The organism is Bradyrhizobium sp. CIR48 (assembly GCF_014198315.1).
GTDB lineage: Bacteria > Pseudomonadota > Alphaproteobacteria > Rhizobiales > Xanthobacteraceae > Bradyrhizobium.
The window spans coordinates 380,314-398,752 of record NZ_JACIHG010000007.1 but is presented as its reverse complement, the minus strand read 5'-3'; the positions used below and the strand labels follow the sequence as shown (position 1 = coordinate 398,752).

The window sequence follows — 18,439 nt, the reverse complement described above, 5'->3', positions numbered from 1 at the left end:
CAGAAAGAACCGCACAGCAGCATACAGGTGTGGCCGATCACTCGGCCTTCCCTGCGCAGTGGCTGGACGGCTTATGCCGTGATCTCCCGGGAGCCGACCATTCCTTCTGGCCTCCCTCGCCCCGCGAATTGGATGATGCAGTCTGCCCGGTTGGGCTCGCTCGCACCTTCGCAGGACTTGACCGTAGCAACGACGGCCAGGACCACACGGTTTTGCCGTACGCACGGCCCGCCATTTCGCCGCAGTTTTTCCAGCCCTGTCGACGAAGCCGGAAACTTACAGACGAGACGAAGCCTAACAGCGCCGCTCATCCGCACGAAGCCTCGGGCTCACAGGGACTACCCGCCCTGCCCGCGCCTCTCGTGCCGACGCTGCCGCGTCCACCGCAACCCCGGCTCGCGACAGTGACGACCACATAGTCGCCCCTCTTGGGTGAGCCGGGATGGGCGACACATACGCCGAAACCGAATTTCGGTAAAGTGGAATATTTTTAGCGACGTGGATTGACAGAGGGCGAAACAGGCACGATCGCGTAGCCCGGATGGAGCGCCAGCGTAATCCGGGACGGTGCGAGATGCCGGGCGAGCGGCCCCGGATTGCGCTTTGCTTCATCCGGGCTACGCGAAGCTACGATCCGAAATCCCGTGGGCTGAACGGCAGGTCCATGATCTTCCATTCCCCGTACAGATTTGCCGGCAGCATCTTGTAAGGTTGGCAGTTCTGGAGCGCGCTCATGGCGGACTTCACGAGTGCCACCCCTTTTGCGGACGGCGGAGCCTCGATCAGGATCGGCTCGCGCGCCAGCGTGCCGTCGGTCGCGAACACCGTGCGCAGCTTGATGTGAACGGCGTCGGTCGGGCTCAGTCCGGCCGGCAATTTCGCACAGCTGCGCAAATGGCGACGAAGCGCGGCGATGACTTCAGCCGGCAACTTGGCTGCGATTGAATCCTTGGCATCGCCGCCATCGTCCTTGGGGGTGTCTTTTGGCAGCTCCGGCGGCAATTCCGGCGGCAGGCCCAGCATGACGCCGTACTTGACGGTGACGTCAGGTTGCGGAGCCTGATAGGCCGGCGGCGGTGCGGCCTCCGGCTGCTGCATCGCTTGCGGCGGCGGCTGCATCGGTGGCTGCGGCATCGCCTGGGACGGCGGTTGTTGCTGGGCTTGCGGCGGCGGCTGTTGCGACGGCTGTGGCTGTTGAGGCTGCGACTGCACGTTGGCCTCACGCTGCTTCGGCGCCGGCGAGGTTTGCGGCTGCTTCTGCTGCGGTTCAGGTGGCGTCTGCTGCGACGGTGCCGCGGCTTGCTGCTTGGCCGCGGGCTTGTCCGCCGCTTCGGACTTTTCGGTGAAATCGAGCTTCGGCAGTTTCAGATCGGGCGTCGGCTCCGGCGGCTTCTCCTTGGCCGCCTCCTTCGTCTCCTGCTCCTTGATCTCTTCCTTCACCTGCTCCGGCGTGACGATGTCGACGGTCACGGTCTCCGGCGGCTGGCTGCGAAACGGATGGACCTCGCTGATCACGATGATCAGCGCCACCAGCGTCAGATGCGCGATTGCTGACGCCGCAATGTCCGTCCGTATGATCTTCCGCAGTTCCATCGACCGATCTTGGGTTGCCGTCGCGGTCCTAGCATACCCCGGCCCCCTCTCAATCCCATTTCGGGGCGAAGCCGAAGTCGGTCAGCCGGCCCTTCGGACTGGCGAGTGCGGCGATCCGGCTCATCTCGTCCTCCGACAGCTCGAAATCGAAGATCTCGATGTTTTCGGACAGGCGTTCGATGCGCGAGGTGCGCGGGATCGCAGCGACATTCTGTTGCACCAGCCAGCGCAGGCAGACCTGCGCCGACGACTTGCGGTGGGCGCGTCCGATCTCGGCCAGCCTCTGGTCGGACTTGATGCGTCCCTTGGCGATCGGGCTGTAGGCGACGAGCGCAAGGCCATGCTGGTCGCAGGCCGCCCTCACCTTCGCCTGATCGAGATAAGGGTGGTATTCGACCTGGTTGCAGACCAGCGGCTCCGGCGAGAGCGCGACCGCCTGCTCGATCAGCGCCACCGTGAAATTGGAGACGCCGATGTGACGGGTCAGACCCATGGTCTTCGCATGCGACAGCGCGCCGAGCGTCTCCACCAGCGGCACGTGTGAATTGGGCCAGTGCAGCAGCAACAGATCGACGCTAGGAAGCCGCAAGCGGGCCAGGCTCTCCTTGACCGAGCGCTCGAGATCGTGGGGCGCGAAATGGTTGGTCCAGACCTTGGTGGTGAGGAAGATGTCGTCGCGCCGCACGCCGGAGGCGCGCACGCCGTCGCCAACCTCGCGTTCGTTCTCGTAGACTTGCGCGGTGTCGATGTGGCGGTAGCCGAGCCGCAGCGCCTGCTCGACCAGGCGCGCGGCAGGTCTTCCGCTCAGCTCCCAGGTCCCGAGCCCGATCGCCGGGATTTTTGCGCCATTGGCCTCGACGAACAGCATGAGGAATCCTCTCTGTCGCGGTCGCCCCAAATCATCATCCAGGTGCCATTATGGACCCGGCCCGTCACGGTGCCAACGGACGACGCCGGCCGCCGGGCCGGATCTTCAGCGCAATGCTAACGGGAGGTTCGCGCCAGGCCTTGATGTCAGGCCTTTGACGTCAGGCCTTGAGGCTTTGGCGTCAGGCTTTGGCGAGCGCCTGGAACACGGTATCCGGGGCGTGCGCGATCACCGCGAGCAGCGCACGGGCCGGTCCCCGCGGCGCGCGCTTGCCCTGCTCCCAGTTGCGGATGGTCTCGACGGGAACGCCGAGCTTGGCGGCGAACTCCATCTGGGTCAGGCAGGCGCGGCGGCGCAAATCGCGCACTGCGAGTGGGTTGGCGTCGGCCGGCGCGGCATTGGCCGTGGGCTCGACCGGAGACGGCTGGACCGGAAATTCCTGTCCATCCCGCAACTCAACGACCCGTCCGTCCGCCTTCAGCCGCAACCGCATGCTCATTCCCCCAAGCAAGGGGGATGATGCGGCAGGTCGCTTAAGTTCGGATTAAAGACAGGAGCCCGTAGCCCGGATGGAGCGCAGCGTAATCCGGGACCACTGTCGCTTGGGGCACCCCGGATTGCGCTGCGCTCCATCCGGGCTACGAATTCCCGCTGCCCGCCCCTACCTCAACCCGAACCAGAGCGTCGCAATCCCGAGGAAGGAGAAGAAGCCGACCACGTCCGTCACCGTGGTGACGAAGGTGCCCGACGCCACCGCCGGGTCGGCCCTGACACGCTCCAGCGCCATCGGGATCAGGATGCCGCCGAGCGCGCCGGCGATGAGGTTGCACACCATCGCCAGCCCGATGACGATGCCGAGGCCGGGGATCTTGAACCAGGCCACCGCCGCAATCCCCGTGATCACGGCGAAGGCGAGCCCGTTGACGAGACCGACCAGCGCCTCGCGCATCACCACGCGCCAGGCGTTGGAAGAACCGAGCTCGCGCGTCGCCAGCGCCCGCACCGCCACCGTCATGGTCTGGGTCGCGGCATTGCCGCCCTGGCTCGCCACGATTGGCGCCAGCACGGCGAGCGCGACCATCTTCTCCAGCTGGCCCTCGAACAGGCCGAGCACGGAGGACGCCAGGAAGGCTGTCGCGAGATTGACCAGCAGCCAGTTGAACCGCGCGCGCGCAATCGTCAGGAAGGTGTCCGACAGCTCTTCGTCGCTGGTGACGCCGCCGAGCGCCTTGAGGTCTTCGTCCGCCTCCTCCTCGATGACGTCGACGACGTCGTCGACGGTGATGACGCCGACCAGGCGGTCCTGGGTGTCGAGCACGGGAGCTGCGACGAGATTGTACTTGCCGAACATGCGCGCGACCTCTTCCTGGTCCTCCAGGACGGAGACGCGGCGGCGGTCCTCGTCGGTGAGCTCGGTAAGCGGCACCGGCCGGCGCGCGCGCAGCAGCACGTCGAGGGGGACTGCGCCTTGCCAGTGCTGGTCCTTGTCGACGACGTAGATCTCGTAGAAGCGGTCGGGCAGATCAGGCGTCTCGCGCATGTAGTCGATCGCCTGCCCCACGGTGAAGTCCTGGGGCACCGCGATGAACTCGGTCTGCATCCGGCGGCCCGCGGAATTCTCGGGGTACAGCAGGCTGCGTTCGAGCGCGACGCGCTCCCTGAGCGGCAGCTTCTCGAGGATCTCCTCCTGCTCGGCCTGGTCGAGGGTCTCCAGCAGCTCGACGGCGTCGTCGGATTCGAGCTCGCGAACGCCCTCGGCGACGGTCTCCGGCGGCAGTTCCTCGAGGATCTCCTCGCGCACGCCCTCGTCGAGCTCGTTCAGCGCGGAGAAGTCGAAATCGCGCCCCGTCAGCTCGACCAGGCGGACGCGGTCGTCGGGCTCGAGAGCGCCGATGAGATCGCCGAGGTCGGCCTCGTGCAGCTCGGCGACGCAGGCGCGCAGCGAGGCGCTGTCGCCGGCCTCGATCGCATGGGCGATTTCCTCGACGAATTCGTGCCTGATATCGCCGTCTTCATTGCGCATCGGCACGTGGTCGAGTACCGAATCCGCAGCGGATCGGGCAACGTCCATATGTTCATCCATGGCGCGCCTCGCCGTTTGACAGGTTGGAACGAATGGTCTGGGCTGACGGTCAGGCAATACCCACAAGGCAAAGCCGAGCGCAATGACAAAGATGCTTCGACAGCGGTGGACCGCGATGTCATCAGGCGCGGCCCTCGCTGCCCTGATCGGCATCGCCTCGACGGAAGCCGCCGCGTGCCCGCGCAAGGACGCGCTCGGCACCTCGCGCGTGCTGAGTGTCGATGCCAGGACCACGCCGCGCGTGGGCCTGAAGAGCTTTCCGCAGACGCTTGCGCTGGCCGATCACGAGGTCGTGCTGACCTTCGATGACGGGCCGAACCCGCCGACGACGTCGAAGGTGCTCGCAGCGCTGGCGCAGGAATGCGTGCGCGCGACCTTCTTCCTGATCGGCCTGCACGCCAGCCAGCATCCCGACATGGTCAAGCGCATCGCCCGCGAGGGCCACACCGTCGGCCACCACACCTTCTCGCATCCGTTCATGGCGCGGATCCCGTTCGACAAGGCCAAGGGCGAGATCGACCGCGGCGTCGCGGCCGTCGAGATGTCGCTGCACGGCAGCTCGACGGCGACGCCTTCGACGCCGTTCTTCCGCTTTCCCTATTTCCAGGGGACGCAAGCGCAGCTCGACCTGCTCCAGTCCCGCGGCATCGTCGTGTTCGGCGCTGACCTCTGGGCCAGCGACTGGAACGAGATGACGCCGGAGCAGGAATTGAAGCTGGTCACGGAGCGGCTTGCCGCTAGCGGCAAGGGCATCGTCCTCTTCCACGACCCCAAGGCGCGCACCGCCGCGATCATGCCGGCCTTCCTGCGGTATCTGAGGGAGAACGGTTTTCGCGTGGTCCACATCGTGCCGGCCGGCCCGCCGCAGAAGAGCGCCGATGCGCGCTGATGCCGGAATGTCACGCCGGCGCAAAATGGGGTGATTTGGGCCCTATTAACACTCTGTTCATGATACCCCCTGCTAATGGACGGGGACTTTGTGACGGGCAAGGCTGTTGGCGCCTGAACCGTTTCCTGATGTCTCCGACCTACTATGGCGGCTATCGCACATGAGGGCAGACGGGGTTCATGATCGGAAGTAGCGTTGTCTTGCGGACGCGATCGTGGATCGTCCTTTGCCTGGGCGGATTCCTTGGATGTTCGACCATCGGATCGCCGGCGGCGCTTGCCGCCGACTGCCCGGGCCATCCCGACGCGCTCGGCACGTCCCGCACCCTGGTGGTCGATCCGCGCGAGCATCCGCTGATCGGCACCATGCAGTACCGCGAGACGCTGCCGCTCAGGGATCATGAGGTCGTCCTGACCTTCGACGACGGTCCGCTGCCGAAATATTCCAACCAGGTCCTCAAGATGCTCGACGACGAGTGCATCAAGGCGACCTTCTTCATCATCGGCAGCCAGGCCAAAGCGAATCCCGAAGGCGTGCGCAAGCTGGTGGCGGCGGGCCACACGGTCGGCACCCACAGCATGAACCATCCGCTGACCTTCGACCGGATGCCGATCGAGAAGGCCGAGGCCGAGATCAACGGCGGCATCGAGTGGACGTCGGCCGCGATGACCGACCCGTCCAAGCTGGCGCCGTTCTTCCGCATTCCCGGCCTGATGCGCGCCGAAGGCGTCGAACATCATCTGATCTCGCGCGGCATCCAGGTGTGGAGCGCCGACTTCCCCGCCGACGACTGGCGCCACGTGTCGTCCGACCGCGTCTATCAGCTCGCGATGCAGCGGCTGGAGGCCAAGGGCAAGGGCATTTTGCTGCTGCACGACATCCAGGCGCGGACGGTCGCGGCGCTGCCAAAAATCATCCGCGACCTCAAGGCGCGCGGCTATCGCATCGTGCATGTTGTGCCGGCGACCGCCGACCGGCCGGCGACGCCGACCACGCCGGTGGAATGGCTGCTGCATCCGCCGACCGAGACCGTGCCGATCGCGCGCTGGCCTTCCGTTCCGAGCTTCGTGTTCACGCAGACCAGGACGCTTCCGGCGCCCTCGCTCGCCGACCTCAATGCGCAGACCGAGCATCAGCCGCTGCTGCCGCGCCGAACCAGGGGTCAGATGGACGTCGCATCCGCCCTGCCGGTGCCCGGCCGCGCTCTGTTTGCGATCCCGGAAGGCTCGGTCGAGGTGCTGCTGTCGACGACATTGTCGCGGCGTGCCGCGACCCGGCTGGCAATGGCCGCCGAGACGCCGCATGCGGCCAGGGGCAAGGCCGCAAAGGGCAAGACGGCCAAGTCCCAGGCTCGGCACACCGCGCATGCGGCACCGGCCGCACCCAAGCCTGCCGCGCAGGCCAAGAGCGCCACGCCGCGCTCGACCCGCATCGCCAGCCTGAAGAAGCGCGCTTAATCCCTACCTACTGCCGCATGATGGCGGCGACGCAGAGCAGCACGATCAGCGCCAGGAAGAACAGGTCCATATAGGACTTGAGCTCGCCGTCGCGGCGCAGCCGGGCCACGTCGGCGACCACCTGCTTGCGCGCGTTCGTTCCCCCCGAGCCGTCATTGATCGGGCCCTGAAGCCGCCGCGTCTCGGCTTCCAGCTTCTCGATCTTCTGGAAGAAGTAGAACGCGCGGAGCGTCGAGACCGCGCGCATCGCGGCATAGATCAGCACCAGGATCGCCAGGATCGCCCGGTTCGGGTACTTCTCCATGAAGTTCAGGCTGAAATAGACCACCGCCATGAACGCGAAGTTGGTGATGAAGCGGTAGACGAAGCTGAGAAAAACCATGCTGGCTCGAGCCTTGAGGGTGCGCAGCCGGATCGTGCTGCGAATTCGGGATCGGGACCCAGACCGGGAGCTGGGTTGTGACGGCCCGTCTACGCCAACTTTGTTTCAACAAAGATACTGCAAGTCGCCGCCTTTTAGCCACACGCCGCCATAATGCAAGCCGGACGATGGCGGTCGGCCTACCCTGACGCAGCGCGCCCGCTACGGCTCAATGGCGATTTGGCGGAAGTCGCGATAGACTGTGCGCTGCCGTCACATCTGGGATCTGCCGATGCCGAAGAAGGGAATCACCGGCCACGACGACTGGGTTCTGACCGAGGCTCTCGCGACCGCCCTGGTCGCGCTGGAGCAGCTCGAACCGAAGCACCAGCCGAACGCGCATATGGACGACCTCCGCAAGATGCTGGCGAACGGCAAGGAGCCGGCGGCGGTGAGCCTGCACCTCGCCCAGGCCAAATGCCGCCTGTTCCCCGACCTCGATCCGCTGGAGATCTACCGGGAATACGGCATCGGCGAGGAATATGGCTGAAGCGGCCGGCCGCCTGTCTTGACGAGAAGCGCTAGTTTCGTGACGTCTTGAGCAACGGGCATTCGCTGTCGCTCAGCGGCAGAAAGGCGTCCTCGGCAGGTATCTTCTCGACGACGTTGTAATAGTCCCAGGGCGCCTTCACGTCCGAAGGTTTCTTGACCTCGACGAGATAGAAATCATGCACCAGCTTGTTGTCGGCGCGCAGCCGCGCGCCGCGCGCGTAGAAATCGTCGACCGGCATCGCGCGCATCTGCTCCAGAACAGCGCTCGTCTCGTCCGTTCCGGCCGCAGACGCGGCCTTCAGATACTGCGACACGGCGGAGTAGACGGCGGCCTGCGGCGCGGTCGGCATGGCGTTGTGAACCTTGTAGAACCTTTGGGCGAACGCACGCGTTTCCTCGTTGAGCGCCCAATACCAGGCAGTGACGGTCGTCAGGCCCTTGGCGGTTTCGGCCCCCATCGCGTGCACGTCGGTCAGGAACATCAGCTCGGCGACCGCCTTCTGCGGTCCCGCGTTCATTCCGAACTCGTTCCATTGCTTCATCGAGGTCACGAGCTGCTCGCCGGCATTGGCGAACGCAACCACCTTGGCTTTGGACGCCTGGGCCTGCAGCAGGAAGGAGCCGTAATCGGCATTTCCCAGCGGATGAAAGACCGCACCGAGCGACTTGGCCCCTGAAGCCGCCAGCACGCGCTGGGACACCTCGACCATGTTGCGTCCGAACGCGTAATCGGACGCGATGAAGAACCAGCTGTCATAGCCTTGCGACACCAGCTTTCGAACCGAGCCGGCGACCAGATTGTAATTGTCGTGCAGCCACATCAGGCCGGTGCGCGAGCATTGCTTGCCGCCGATCTCGGTGGTGCCGACCGCCGAATAGATCACGATCCTGTTCTTGTCGCGCGCGATCGACTGGATGGCGAGCGCCACCGCGGAGTTTCCGACGTCGGCCACCATGTCGACGCCATCAACGTCGAACCATTTGCGGACGATCTGGGCGCCGATATCCGGCTTGTTCTGATGGTCGGCGACGACGATCTCGGCCTTCAGCCCGGGCGTTGCGCGTTGAAAATCGTCCACGGCCATCCGCGCGGCGACGACGGAGCCGGGCCCGGCCAGGTCCGACAACGGTCCGGCCTGGTCATTGATAATGCCGATCCTGACCACGCCACCGGAGAATTCGGCGGCCGCGCTCCGTTCGGCCAGCGCTGCCGGACCGAGCGCCAGGATGAGGCCGAAGGTCAAACGGCAAAGCCGGCTGCGCGACGATAGCAATTCTCCAACACGACAAGGCGCCATTGCCCCCTCCGCTTCAGCATCGCGACGGCATGTCGGCGATGATCGATCGATGTCCCCTCGCTGGCAGCGCACCGTGCGCCGATCCTCGCGGCGGCCCGGCCACTATCCCTGCCGTTGGACGGCCTTCCTGACGAACTCCAGCCGCCGCGCCTGCGCCGGCGCAACCCGTTCCTTCATGGCAGCGACGATCGCCGCGGGCGCCGTGTCCGGCGAGCCCGCCGCAAAGGGCGGTGCGGGATTGTACTCCATGCGCAGCTGAATCATCTCCGCCGCCGCACGGCCCCGCAACATCGACACCAGGGTGAGTGCGAAGTCGATGCCCGCGGTGATGCCGCCGCCCGTCATGCGGTTGCGGTCGACGCAGACCCTCTCCTGCGACAGCTCGGCTCCGAACAGCGGCAATGCATCCCTCGCCGTCCAGTGCGTGGCCGCGCGATATCCCTTCAACAGACCGGCGGCGCCGAGCACGAGCGAGCCGGTGCAGACCGACGTCACGTATTGCGCGCCCCTCTCCTGCTGTCGCAGAAAGGCGAGAACGTCCTCGTCCAGCATCAGCTCGTCGGTGCCGTAGCCGCCCGGAACGCAGATCACGTCGAGCTGCGGGCAATCGGCGAACGTGACGGTCGGCGTCAGCGCGATGACGGAATCGCTCGGCACCGGCTCGATGCGTTTCCAGACCAGATGCACGGTCACGTCAGGCAGGCTGGAGAAGACCTGGGCGGGACCGGTGAGATCGAGCTGGGTGACGCGCGGAAAAACCAGAAGACCGATCTGCAACGGGCCCGACATGTCCAACCTCGACAACGCGCTTGACGGTTGCAGCCTGCCATGTTGGCCTTGCGGTCGAAATGGCTTAATTCCCTCAATTCTGGACACGCCCATGATCGGCTTCCTGATCTTTCCCGAATTCCAATTGCTGGATGCGGCCGGTCCGATCTCGGTGTTCGAGATCGCCAGGCGTCATACGCCGAATGCGCCGCGCGTGATCACCGTCGCAACGAAGGCGGGCGCCGTGCGCAGCTCGTCAGGAATCGAGATGCTGGCGCGCAATCTGCGGTCGGCAAGCTCGGTCACGACGCTGTTCGTCGCCGGTGGAGAGGGCGTGGAGGCCGCGGCGCGCTGCAAGACGACCATCGCCTTCATCCAGCGACTGGCGAGCCGCGGCGTGCGCATCGCCAGCGTTTGCAACGGCGCCTATCTTCTGGCGCAGGCGGGACTGCTGGACGGGCGCTGCGCGACCACGCACTGGTCTTGCACCCGCGACTTCATCGGGCGCTACCCGAAGGTGCGGCTCGAGCCGGACCAGATCTTCATCCGCGACGATCGGGTGTGGACGTCAGCCGGCATCACGGCCGGGATCGATCTCGCGCTCGCCATGATCGCGCAGGACCATGGAGAGGAGGTCTCGCAGGCGACCGCGCGGCAGCTGGTGCTCTATCATCGCCGCAGCGGCGGACAATCGCAGTTCTCGAGCTTGCTCGAGCTCAAGACGCCGAACGGCCGCTTCGGCAGCCTGTTGTCATGGGTGCGCGAGAATCTGGATGCGCATCTCACGGTCGAGGCGCTGGCCGAACGCGCCGGGTTGAGCGCACGGCATTTCGTCCGCTCCTTCACCGCCGAGACCGGATCCACGCCGACCAAGGCCGTCGAGCGCCTGCGGGTCGAGGTGGCGCGCGAGCGGGTGCAGTCCTCCGGAGAGGCCATCGAGCGCGTCGCCCAATCCACCGGCTTTCGCGACCCCGAGCGGATGCGCAGGGCCTTCATCCGCGCATTCGGTCAGCCGCCGCAGTCGCTGCGACGCGCGGCGCGAAGCGCATGAGAAGCGGCCGATCGACCTCAAGGCCCGCCGGCGACTGATCCCGCGATCACCATGACGAGGGCGCCAAGGTCGATCTTGCCGTTGACGGTCAGCTCCTCCGAGCTCTTCACCTCGCCCTGGACCTTGAGCGATTGCGGCCGGTCGGCGGCCTGCCGCTGCAGCTCGCCGATGATGGCGTCCTTGAGTTTCTCTTCCAGCATGGGCTTCGTCCTTCAGGCTGCCATCGCGCGGCAGGATTGTGCACAGGAGCGGCACGCCGAGACGCATTCGTCCATGCCGCCGACCCGCTCGCAATCGGCGGCGCATTCGGTGCAGATCTCGGCGCATTCGCCGCAGGTATGCCGGTGGTGCGGCGTGTTGATCAGCATGAAATGCGCAGCCGTCCGGCACATTTCGGCGCAGGCCATCATCAGGCGGAAGTGTTTCGGCTCGACGTGCTTGCCGCCGGTCTCGAGGCAATGGTTCATCGCCGTGCCGAGGCAGGTCTGGTAGCAGCTCATGCAGAGCGAGATGCAGCGGGTCATGTCTTCTGATTGAGCCATCCGGTTCTCTCCGTTGCGCATCGGTATCCCCCGCTCCACCAAGGCAAGGCAACGCACTTCGTTCCTGGTTCCGGCCGATTGTGACGTCCGCGGAACCGCGCGATGCGGCGCTAGCCGAAGCGCCTCTCGCGCAGCGCGCGGTAGCGGAGATTGGTCTGCGGCTTGATGAACAGCGCCGCCACGCCCGGATGCCGCTTGCGGGTTTCCGCCTCGATCGCAATGACACATTGCTCGATGTCGTCCGCGCGCTTGTCATCCGCAAACTCGACGCTCAAGGCGGCGACGATCTCAGCCGGCGACAGCTGTACCGTCAGAAGGCCGTTGGCCCTGAGCACGCCGGGCGAGCGCCGTGCGATATCCAGAACGGACCGCGCCAGCTCCGGATCGGCAGGCTCGCCGATCAGCAGGCTCTTGCTCTCGCGCGCGAGGCCGACGGACGTGACCGCCAGCAATATGCCGATCAGGATCGAGCCGATGCCGTCCCAGACCGGCTGCTCCAGCCATACGGCAGCCGCTGTGGCCGCGGCAGCGATGGCGATGCCGACCAGCGCCGCGCTGTCCTCGAGCAGCACCATGAATGCCGGCGGATCCTTGCTGCGAACGAACGCCTGGTAGTATCCGAAGCGCTGGCCATCGGCGCTGAAGTGCCGCAGGGCGACCAGCCAGGAGGCGCCTTCGAACAGAAACGACAGGCCGAGCACCACGAAGCTGACCATGGGATCTTCGATCTGCTCGGGTGCGGCGACGTGCAGAATGCCCTGATACAGCGAGACACCGGCGCCCAGCGCGAAGATGAGCAGTGCAACGATGAAGCTCCAGAAATACAGCTCGCGCCCATAGCCAAGCGGGTGGCATTCGTCGGGCGGACGGCTCGCGCGCCGGTAGCCGTAGAGCAGCAGGATCTCGTTGGTGGTGTCGACGAGCGAATGCACGGCCTCGCTCGTCATCGCCGAGCTTCCCGTCCACGCAGCGGCGCCGATCTTGGTGACCGCGACGAGGACATTGCCGAGCAGCGCCGCGTAAACAGAGGTCTTCGTCGAAGATCCCCCCGCGACGTCTTCGATGTCTGGTGCCGCGCTCCTCATGCCAGGCGCCGCGGCAGGCTGTGGTGGATCGTGCAGGCGGCAACCGCGGCGTGGCCGAATGCGACCGAGATCTGGTGCAGGTCGGTGACGACGTCGCCGATGCCGTAAAGGCCGTCAACCGAGGTACGCTGATGGTCGTCGACCTTCAGATAACCCTCCCCGGTATGATCGGCGTCCAGCGAGACCGCGAGCTGCGAACGCACCTCGGCCCCCATCGCCGGATAGACCGTGTCGAATTGCATCGTCCGGCCATCGGCGAAAACGGCCTCGACGCCCCCCACCCTTCGCCGCAAGCGCAGGTCGGGCGCGAACACGATGTCGACGCCGGCCTCGACCAGCTCCGATGTCACGCTCTCCTCGTCGTCCAGTCCGGTCGCGAGCAGCGTCACCTCGCGCGAATAGCCGCGCAGGAACAGTGCCTTGCCGGCGGCCCGGCCAAGCGGACCGACGACGCCGATGCGGCGGCCGATCACCTCGAAGGCGTCGCAGACGGGACAATAGCGCAACAGCCCCTCCGCGACCGCGGCGCGCCATTGCTCGAACGGCGGATGGCTGTCGACAATGCCGCTGGCGAGGATGACGGTGGTGGCCTCAAGCGCGCCGCCGTTCCAGATCGCCTGAAAACGGTCGTCGCGCCGCTGCAAGGCGGTGACCTCGGCTTCCACGCGCTCGACGGCGAGCTCGCCCAACTGCGCCGACATGCGCGCGATCAGGTCCGCGCCTGATAGTCCGTGGACGAAGCCGGGAACGTTGTGGCTGCGCGGGATCAGCGCGGCCCGGCTCGCGCCAAGGTCGACGACGCAAACGCTGCGGCGGAAGCGTGCCAGATAGATCGCGGCCATCAGCCCGGCAGGGCCGCCGCCGACGACCAGGCAATCGAACCGCGCGCCGGTCATTTGGGATTCGGATCCGTAAGACCGGCGCCAGGCTCCTGCAGCTGCCCACTCCGCGCCAGCCGGACGGCATTGCCGAGCGCGCGCGCCGCGTTCCGGACCTCCTGCTGGAATTCCCCGTCGTCGTCGAGCTCGCGATGCGAGGTGGCATATGGCTCCATGTAGCCGACATAGCCGTCGAGCTCGGCAAAGCGCCCCGCCGAGATCAGCTGCATGTCGGTCAGCCAGTCCGACAAAGCGCGGCGCACGCCCTCAGCACCGACGGCGTCGCCATGAACGACCACGCCGAAATGACGGCCGGCGAGATGGCGCGGATAGGGCCAGCCCTTCAGCTCCATCGCCTTGGCCTCATCGGCCTTCTTGCCATGCGTCGAGGTCGGATCGGGATTGCCGCCGTCGGCGCAGACCATGCGGTCCATCATTGCCTTCAGCCCGGACGGCACGTGGTACCAATTCACCGGCGTCACGATCAGGATGCCGTGGGCCGCGACCCATAGCGGATAGATCTCGTTCATCCAGTCGCCGGTCTGCCCCAGCGAATAGTTCGGATAGCAGCTGCACGGCCAGTGACAGAGCGGCATGGCCGTGCCGACGCAGGATTTGCAGGGATGAATAGACTTGCCGAACTCCGAGGCGAGGCGCGACAGATCGAGGATGTCCACCGCAAACCCCATCTCGACGAAAACAGGTTCGGCCAACTTGACCAGACGCCAGGTCTTGGACATCTCGCCGGGACAGGTGTGCTCGCTCCGGGCCGAGCCATTAATGATGAGAATGCGCGGCGTCTCCTGCGCATCGTCATGCTGGCGCTGCGCCGCCAGGATCTTCGCGCGCGCGTCGAGCCAGTCGACGGCAATGTCGTAGTCGGGATCAGAGAAACCCGCGCCCGCCTTCCGCGTCAACGGCGCCTTGCGCGAATGGCTATAGGCGTCCCAGGCGGCGCCGACCACGGCATCGAGCTCGCGCTGCAGTGGGGCAAAGGCGGGATCGATGAACTGACGCTTGTAGCGCCGTTCGAACTCCTCGCGCGACAGCTTGACGGGCGGCATCCCCTTGCGAATTTCGGCATCCGTCATGCTGGCTCCCGGCGAGTCGGTATCATCCGACCAACCCGGGGGGCAGCAACCGGTTCCTTGCCGCTACTGGCGCGCCACGTCCTGCGGCGTATCGAATTTCGCGATACGCTGGTCCAGCCGCCACAGCTCGATGCGATGGGCCAGCACGAGCGAGGCGGCCTCGCGCTTGGCCTGCTCGTCATTATCGCAGACGAGATTGATGCATCCGAACACATGCCCGTCCGGATCGATCTGGAACGCGCGGTAGTGCTTGAAGTTGCGCATCGTCATTCTCCTCGTCTCGTGCAGACCGGTGCGCTCAGCCAGTCCGTCAGGTTCGAGGTCACGTCGTTCTGCTTGGCGCGCTGCAGCAGCAGCTCGCGTTCCTTGCCAGGCGGCAGGCTGAGTGCGCGCTCGCGGGCGTTTTCGGCAAATGCGGCCAATCGCTCCTGGAGCGATTGGGTCTGTTTCCTGCGGTTGCGTTTGGCGGTCATTGTTGTTCACGGTGATTTCGGTTGGACGGAAATCGGCGCCGGCGGGGCCGCCGGGGTCGAGGTTCTCTTGTCATTCAGCTTCCGTCGCAACGGCGGGTTCCGGCATTTCAAAAAGTTAAAGCTGCGCGATTTTGCGCGAGGACGGCCGCACGTCATCGTCCCTCGTGCTCGCGTGCCGTTCGTCACGATAATCGACTGCGCCGGAACCGAATTGCTGATTCGCATGTTCAAGAACGACTTGAAGGAGAAACATCATGGCGAAGACAGCATGGAAACGGCCGGGCTCCCCGATCGGCCGCAAGGGGCCACGCAAGGCCAATCCCGCGTACAAGCGCCGCGCGCGTCAGCCGTGGACGCCTGCGGATGTGAGCAAGCTGAAGCAGCTCGCGAAGGGAAACACGCCGACGGGCGTGATGAGCATCAAGTTGCAGCGCCCGGTCGCGGCCATTCGCAGCAAGGCGCAGCGCGAAGGGATTTCGCTGCGTCCGGCCAACCGCTCACCCTACAACCGGCGAACCAAAGCCGCGAAGCGGCGTTGACGGAAGGCACCGCCGGGTGACAACCGGACACAACGGGGACGATGGACGTGGCGCTCATTTTTCCGGTTTCTGCCCACGACATCAGCGCATCGGTACGCGCCGACATCTAACCCGTTCCCGGCGCGTGCCGCCTGAACTGCTGCACGCTTCGCTCCGTTCACACGCCAGACCAAGCCGGCGTCAAACCGGCGGCTGCAAGCCCGGCGAGCGCAGCCACTCGCTCATCTGGGACCCGGTCTCCGCCTGGCGCGCCTTACGCAACATCTCGTCGCGCGCCGCTCCGGGCGGAAGCGACTTGGCTTCTTCGCGCAGCCGCTCCGCTTCGGCGGTCAGACGCATCTCCAACAGATCCGTTTGCTTCACTCGACGCCGCGTCAACATGGGCGTTCTCCCTGATCACTGGGTCGGAGCGCTCCGTTGCGTTCTTACCGATTGAGGTCATCGCGCATAGCGATGGTTCTAGAACGTTCCAGAAGCGCAGCGGTTGCAGGCCAGGCGCATCCCATGGTCGCGGCATAACCTAGGTTAAATTAGTCGGTGACTAAATTTGCTAATCTGGCAACATCGAGTGACCGGCTTGGATTGGCGCAAATGGACGACTATCGCCGACTGCAGAAAATCTGCGAGAGCCAGGCCGCTCTCAGCTCCTCCCCCGCAACGCGGACTGCGCTGCTGGAAATGGCGGAGGAGTATCGCAAGCGAGCCGAATGCACGGCACTTCAGGGGGGGCGAGCCGGCCAGTCCCGGACGCACCGAAGGTCTCGGCTAGCCGGCTGTCCCGGCCTCGATCAATCGGGCCGATAGAGCTGCAGGTAGTTCGGCGAGAACAACGCCGCGTCCTTGAGCGCGTCGAGATCGTTGATGGTGAGCGTGCGGTCGCGCAGCACGATCAGACCGGTCGCACGCAGCTCCTGCACCGTCCGGTTAAGATGCACCACCGACAACCCGGTGGCGTCGGCAAGATCCATCTGCGTGACCGGCATGACGCAGGAATTGCCGTCGACCATCCCGACGGGTCGAAGCCGCTCGAATATCTCGCAGAATAGATGCGCCACGCGCTCCAGGGCGGTGCGGCGACCAAGGTTAATGGCCCATTCGCGCTGGATGGCGTTGTTGACGAGGGTCTCGCACCAGAACGCCTCGGCGAGCGAGCGATCGCTCATCGTCAGACTTTCGAAACGTGCGCGCTTGATCTCGGCGTAGACCACCGGCGTCATTGTCGCGATGGAATGGTCCATCACGGGGAGCAAGAACGCGTGCGCGTCACAGCTCTCGCCCGGAAAGATGAAATTGACGATCTGGCGCCGGCCGTCCTCGAGCGTCTTGTAGCGGCAGAGCCAGCCTGATAGCACCACACGGACGCTGTCAACGGGATCGCCCTCCGAGATCAAGTCTTCACTCGCCCCGGCGCGCTCGAGACCTTCGAGCAACGCATATTCAAGCGACGCACGGGCCTCCGACGACAACCGCCGCATCACGTTCAGCCGGCGAATGACCAGCTCCACCAGGCTGCGATCGGAGGTCGACAAGGACATCAGTCAGCCATCGCCGGTGTGTGGAACGTGCGCTTGTTCAGCGGAATAGCGATCGTGCATTGCAGCCCCGGGGGGTCGAATGCCAGGGAGGTCAGCCCCTTGAACTCGAACGCCAGCGTGCGCTCCAGAAGCTCCGTGCCAAAGCCCTTTCGCGGCGGCGGCTTGACCTGTGGCCCGCTGCGCTCGCGCCATTCGAACACCAGCTCCGCGGGCTCCGTGCTTTCGTCGATGCGCCAGCCGATTTCAATACGCCCGCTCGGCTGGCTCAAGGCGCCATATTTCAGCGCGTTGGTCGCAAGCTCGTGGATCGCGAGCGCGAACGTTTCGGCGGCCTTGGGCTGGAAGCGCACCTTGGGACCTGAGACCTGCATCTGCTCGCCCTCGCGGGCATTATAAGCGAGAAGCTCCTCGACCACGAGATATTCCAGATCGACACCGCCCTCGGGATCGCGTGTCACCAGCGCCTGGGTGCGGGCAAACGCGTTCAGCCGTCCGTCGAGATGGGAAGCATATTCCTCGACAGTAGTGGCGGATTCGGCCGAACGGCGGGCGATGGAGCGCACCACGCCGAGCGTATTGCGAACGCGGTGCTGCAGCTCGGCCAAAAGCAGGCGCTGCCGCTCCTCGGCGCGGGTGATCGCCGGAACATCGATGAAGGTGATGACAACGCCAGCGATGACATCGTCGATGCTGTGATAAGGCAGGATGCGCACGATGTAGCGCGTGTCGCCATCCAGCGCGCTCAGCTCACGCTCGGCGCTCGCAAGCGTACGCAGCACGCGGCGAATGTCGTCATAGAGTTCCTCGATCGGGATGCGCGCCTTGATGTGAGTGATGGGCCTGCCCGTGTCGGTCTCCACGAGATGCAGGAGCTGGGTAATTGCCGGTGTGAAGTTCATCACGCGCAGCTCATTGTCGAGAAAGACGGTCGCGATGCGCGTGCTCTCCAGGAAACTCTTGAGATCGCGGGTGGCGCGCGTCAATTCCTCGACACGGTGCGTCAGCTCGCCGTTGATGATGGTCAGCTCCTCGTTGACCAACTGCAACTCCTCGGGCGAAGCTCCGGGCTCCTCGTGGGCCAAATGTAACTCCTCGTTGAGAGACTGGTATCCTCGTGGACGGTTTCGGCTACTCAGGGATGCTCTTCAGGGTTGCTCGCGAACTCCTCGAAATGTGGCCTGGAGGCGCTCGCCTGTGGCGCGCGCAGCTCGCTCCCGGGACGCTCGACATGCTCGGTGCGCACTGGCCCCTACCATAGCAAAAATCGACATTCTCCCAACGGATCAAAGGCAAATGATGATGGAGTCGCGTTTGGCCATGGAACCCACCCCGGCTTCCATCGTTGGGACCAAACCGGCCTCCGACCCTATGTTCCC

General features: G+C 65.4%; 21 protein-coding genes and 1 pseudogene. 5 read left to right on the top strand and 17 right to left on the bottom strand.

All coding sequences use genetic code 11. The features are described 5' to 3' along the window. Positions 1–627 precede the first annotated feature (627 nt). From GGD66_RS23470 to mgtE, 4 genes are all read right to left on the bottom strand, one after another. On the bottom strand, positions 628–1,593 hold the full coding sequence (locus GGD66_RS23470) for a hypothetical protein (RefSeq protein WP_183259111.1): 966 nt from the start codon (positions 1,591–1,593) through the stop codon (positions 628–630). 49 nt (positions 1,594–1,642) lie between these two features. Further along, positions 1,643–2,461 carry an aldo/keto reductase gene (locus tag GGD66_RS23465; protein ID WP_179738589.1) on the bottom strand — a complete coding sequence of 273 codons (819 nt, stop codon included), beginning with the start codon at positions 2,459–2,461 and terminating at the stop codon, positions 1,643–1,645. Between the two features lie 181 nt (positions 2,462–2,642). Continuing rightward, positions 2,643–2,960 carry a DNA-binding transcriptional regulator gene (locus tag GGD66_RS23460; RefSeq protein ID WP_038949950.1) on the bottom strand — a complete coding sequence of 106 codons (318 nt, stop codon included), beginning with the start codon at positions 2,958–2,960 and terminating at the stop codon, positions 2,643–2,645. 162 nt (positions 2,961–3,122) lie between these two features. Further along, on the bottom strand, positions 3,123–4,544 hold the full coding sequence (gene mgtE, locus GGD66_RS23455; protein WP_018320588.1) for a magnesium transporter: 1,422 nt from the start codon (positions 4,542–4,544) through the stop codon (positions 3,123–3,125). 115 nt (positions 4,545–4,659) lie between these two features. Between mgtE and GGD66_RS23450 the strand changes: the two genes are divergently transcribed. Next, entirely contained in the window at positions 4,660–5,433 is a 774-nt protein-coding gene (locus tag GGD66_RS23450) for a polysaccharide deacetylase family protein (RefSeq protein ID WP_183259110.1), read from the top strand. A gap of 179 nt (positions 5,434–5,612) precedes the next feature. Continuing rightward, positions 5,613–6,890, top strand: a complete 1,278-nt coding sequence (locus GGD66_RS23445; RefSeq protein WP_183259109.1) for a polysaccharide deacetylase family protein — start codon at positions 5,613–5,615, stop codon at positions 6,888–6,890. Positions 6,891–6,897: 7 nt separating this feature from the next. Here GGD66_RS23445 and GGD66_RS23440 read toward each other — a convergent pair whose 3' ends face one another. Then, positions 6,898–7,272 (bottom strand): hypothetical protein, encoded by a 375-nt coding sequence (locus GGD66_RS23440; RefSeq protein WP_018320591.1) that lies wholly within the window; start codon positions 7,270–7,272, stop codon positions 6,898–6,900. A gap of 271 nt (positions 7,273–7,543) precedes the next feature. Here GGD66_RS23440 and GGD66_RS23435 point away from each other — a divergent pair, with 271 nt between their 5' ends. Then, on the top strand, positions 7,544–7,801 hold the full coding sequence (locus GGD66_RS23435; protein ID WP_018320592.1) for a hypothetical protein: 258 nt from the start codon (positions 7,544–7,546) through the stop codon (positions 7,799–7,801). Positions 7,802–7,832: 31 nt separating this feature from the next. Here GGD66_RS23435 and GGD66_RS23430 read toward each other — a convergent pair whose 3' ends face one another. Together GGD66_RS23430 and GGD66_RS23425 are read right to left on the bottom strand one after the other, a co-directional pair. Then, positions 7,833–9,101 carry an ABC transporter substrate-binding protein gene (locus GGD66_RS23430; RefSeq protein ID WP_246788960.1) on the bottom strand — a complete coding sequence of 423 codons (1,269 nt, stop codon included), beginning with the start codon at positions 9,099–9,101 and terminating at the stop codon, positions 7,833–7,835. Between the two features lie 102 nt (positions 9,102–9,203). Beyond that, complete coding sequence (locus GGD66_RS23425) at positions 9,204–9,890, bottom strand: DJ-1/PfpI family protein (protein WP_183259108.1); 687 nt, start codon at positions 9,888–9,890, stop codon at positions 9,204–9,206. Between the two features lie 91 nt (positions 9,891–9,981). Here GGD66_RS23425 and GGD66_RS23420 point away from each other — a divergent pair, with 91 nt between their 5' ends. Continuing rightward, positions 9,982–10,920 (top strand): GlxA family transcriptional regulator, encoded by a 939-nt coding sequence (locus GGD66_RS23420; RefSeq protein WP_028140546.1) that lies wholly within the window; start codon positions 9,982–9,984, stop codon positions 10,918–10,920. 17 nt (positions 10,921–10,937) lie between these two features. On the opposite strand, the gene GGD66_RS23415 is transcribed toward GGD66_RS23420, so the two are convergent. The 7 genes from GGD66_RS23415 to GGD66_RS23385 form a co-directional block, all read right to left on the bottom strand. Further along, on the bottom strand, positions 10,938–11,120 hold the full coding sequence (locus tag GGD66_RS23415; RefSeq protein ID WP_179738581.1) for a hypothetical protein: 183 nt from the start codon (positions 11,118–11,120) through the stop codon (positions 10,938–10,940). 12 nt (positions 11,121–11,132) lie between these two features. Continuing rightward, positions 11,133–11,462: a four-helix bundle copper-binding protein gene (locus GGD66_RS23410; protein ID WP_092260383.1), complete on the bottom strand. Its 330-nt coding sequence runs from the start codon at positions 11,460–11,462 to the stop codon at positions 11,133–11,135. 110 nt (positions 11,463–11,572) lie between these two features. Then, the gene (locus GGD66_RS23405; protein ID WP_183259107.1) at positions 11,573–12,547 is read right to left on the bottom strand and encodes a cation diffusion facilitator family transporter; all 975 of its coding nucleotides are present in this window, start codon (positions 12,545–12,547) and stop codon (positions 11,573–11,575) included. Continuing rightward, positions 12,544–13,443, bottom strand: a complete 900-nt coding sequence (locus GGD66_RS23400) for an NAD(P)/FAD-dependent oxidoreductase (protein ID WP_183259106.1) — start codon at positions 13,441–13,443, stop codon at positions 12,544–12,546. The genes GGD66_RS23405 and GGD66_RS23400 overlap by 4 nt, the downstream gene beginning before the upstream one ends. Beyond that, the gene (locus tag GGD66_RS23395) at positions 13,440–14,516 is read right to left on the bottom strand and encodes a flavodoxin family protein (protein WP_183259105.1); all 1,077 of its coding nucleotides are present in this window, start codon (positions 14,514–14,516) and stop codon (positions 13,440–13,442) included. The genes GGD66_RS23400 and GGD66_RS23395 overlap by 4 nt, the downstream gene beginning before the upstream one ends. 63 nt (positions 14,517–14,579) lie before the next feature. After that, positions 14,580–14,780 (bottom strand): hypothetical protein, encoded by a 201-nt coding sequence (locus GGD66_RS23390; protein ID WP_092260010.1) that lies wholly within the window; start codon positions 14,778–14,780, stop codon positions 14,580–14,582. Positions 14,781–14,782: 2 nt separating this feature from the next. After that, entirely contained in the window at positions 14,783–14,989 is a 207-nt protein-coding gene (locus GGD66_RS23385; RefSeq protein ID WP_183259104.1) for a hypothetical protein, read from the bottom strand. A 254-nt stretch (positions 14,990–15,243) separates the two neighbouring features. On the opposite strand from GGD66_RS23385, the gene GGD66_RS23380 reads away from it, so the two are divergent. Further along, positions 15,244–15,528: a hypothetical protein gene (locus GGD66_RS23380; RefSeq protein WP_092260012.1), complete on the top strand. Its 285-nt coding sequence runs from the start codon at positions 15,244–15,246 to the stop codon at positions 15,526–15,528. Positions 15,529–15,708: 180 nt separating this feature from the next. Here GGD66_RS23380 and GGD66_RS23375 read toward each other — a convergent pair whose 3' ends face one another. The 3 genes and pseudogenes from GGD66_RS23375 to GGD66_RS23365 all read right to left on the bottom strand — a co-directional run. Continuing rightward, positions 15,709–15,909 (bottom strand): hypothetical protein, encoded by a 201-nt coding sequence (locus tag GGD66_RS23375; RefSeq protein WP_018320604.1) that lies wholly within the window; start codon positions 15,907–15,909, stop codon positions 15,709–15,711. Between the two features lie 407 nt (positions 15,910–16,316). Then, positions 16,317–17,063, bottom strand: a complete 747-nt coding sequence (locus GGD66_RS23370) for a Crp/Fnr family transcriptional regulator (protein ID WP_183259103.1) — start codon at positions 17,061–17,063, stop codon at positions 16,317–16,319. Further along, positions 17,063–18,306: pseudogene (locus GGD66_RS23365) on the bottom strand (PAS domain-containing protein); the annotation flags it as partial. The gene GGD66_RS23370 and the pseudogene GGD66_RS23365, both read right to left, overlap by 1 nt. Positions 18,307–18,439 lie beyond the last annotated feature (133 nt).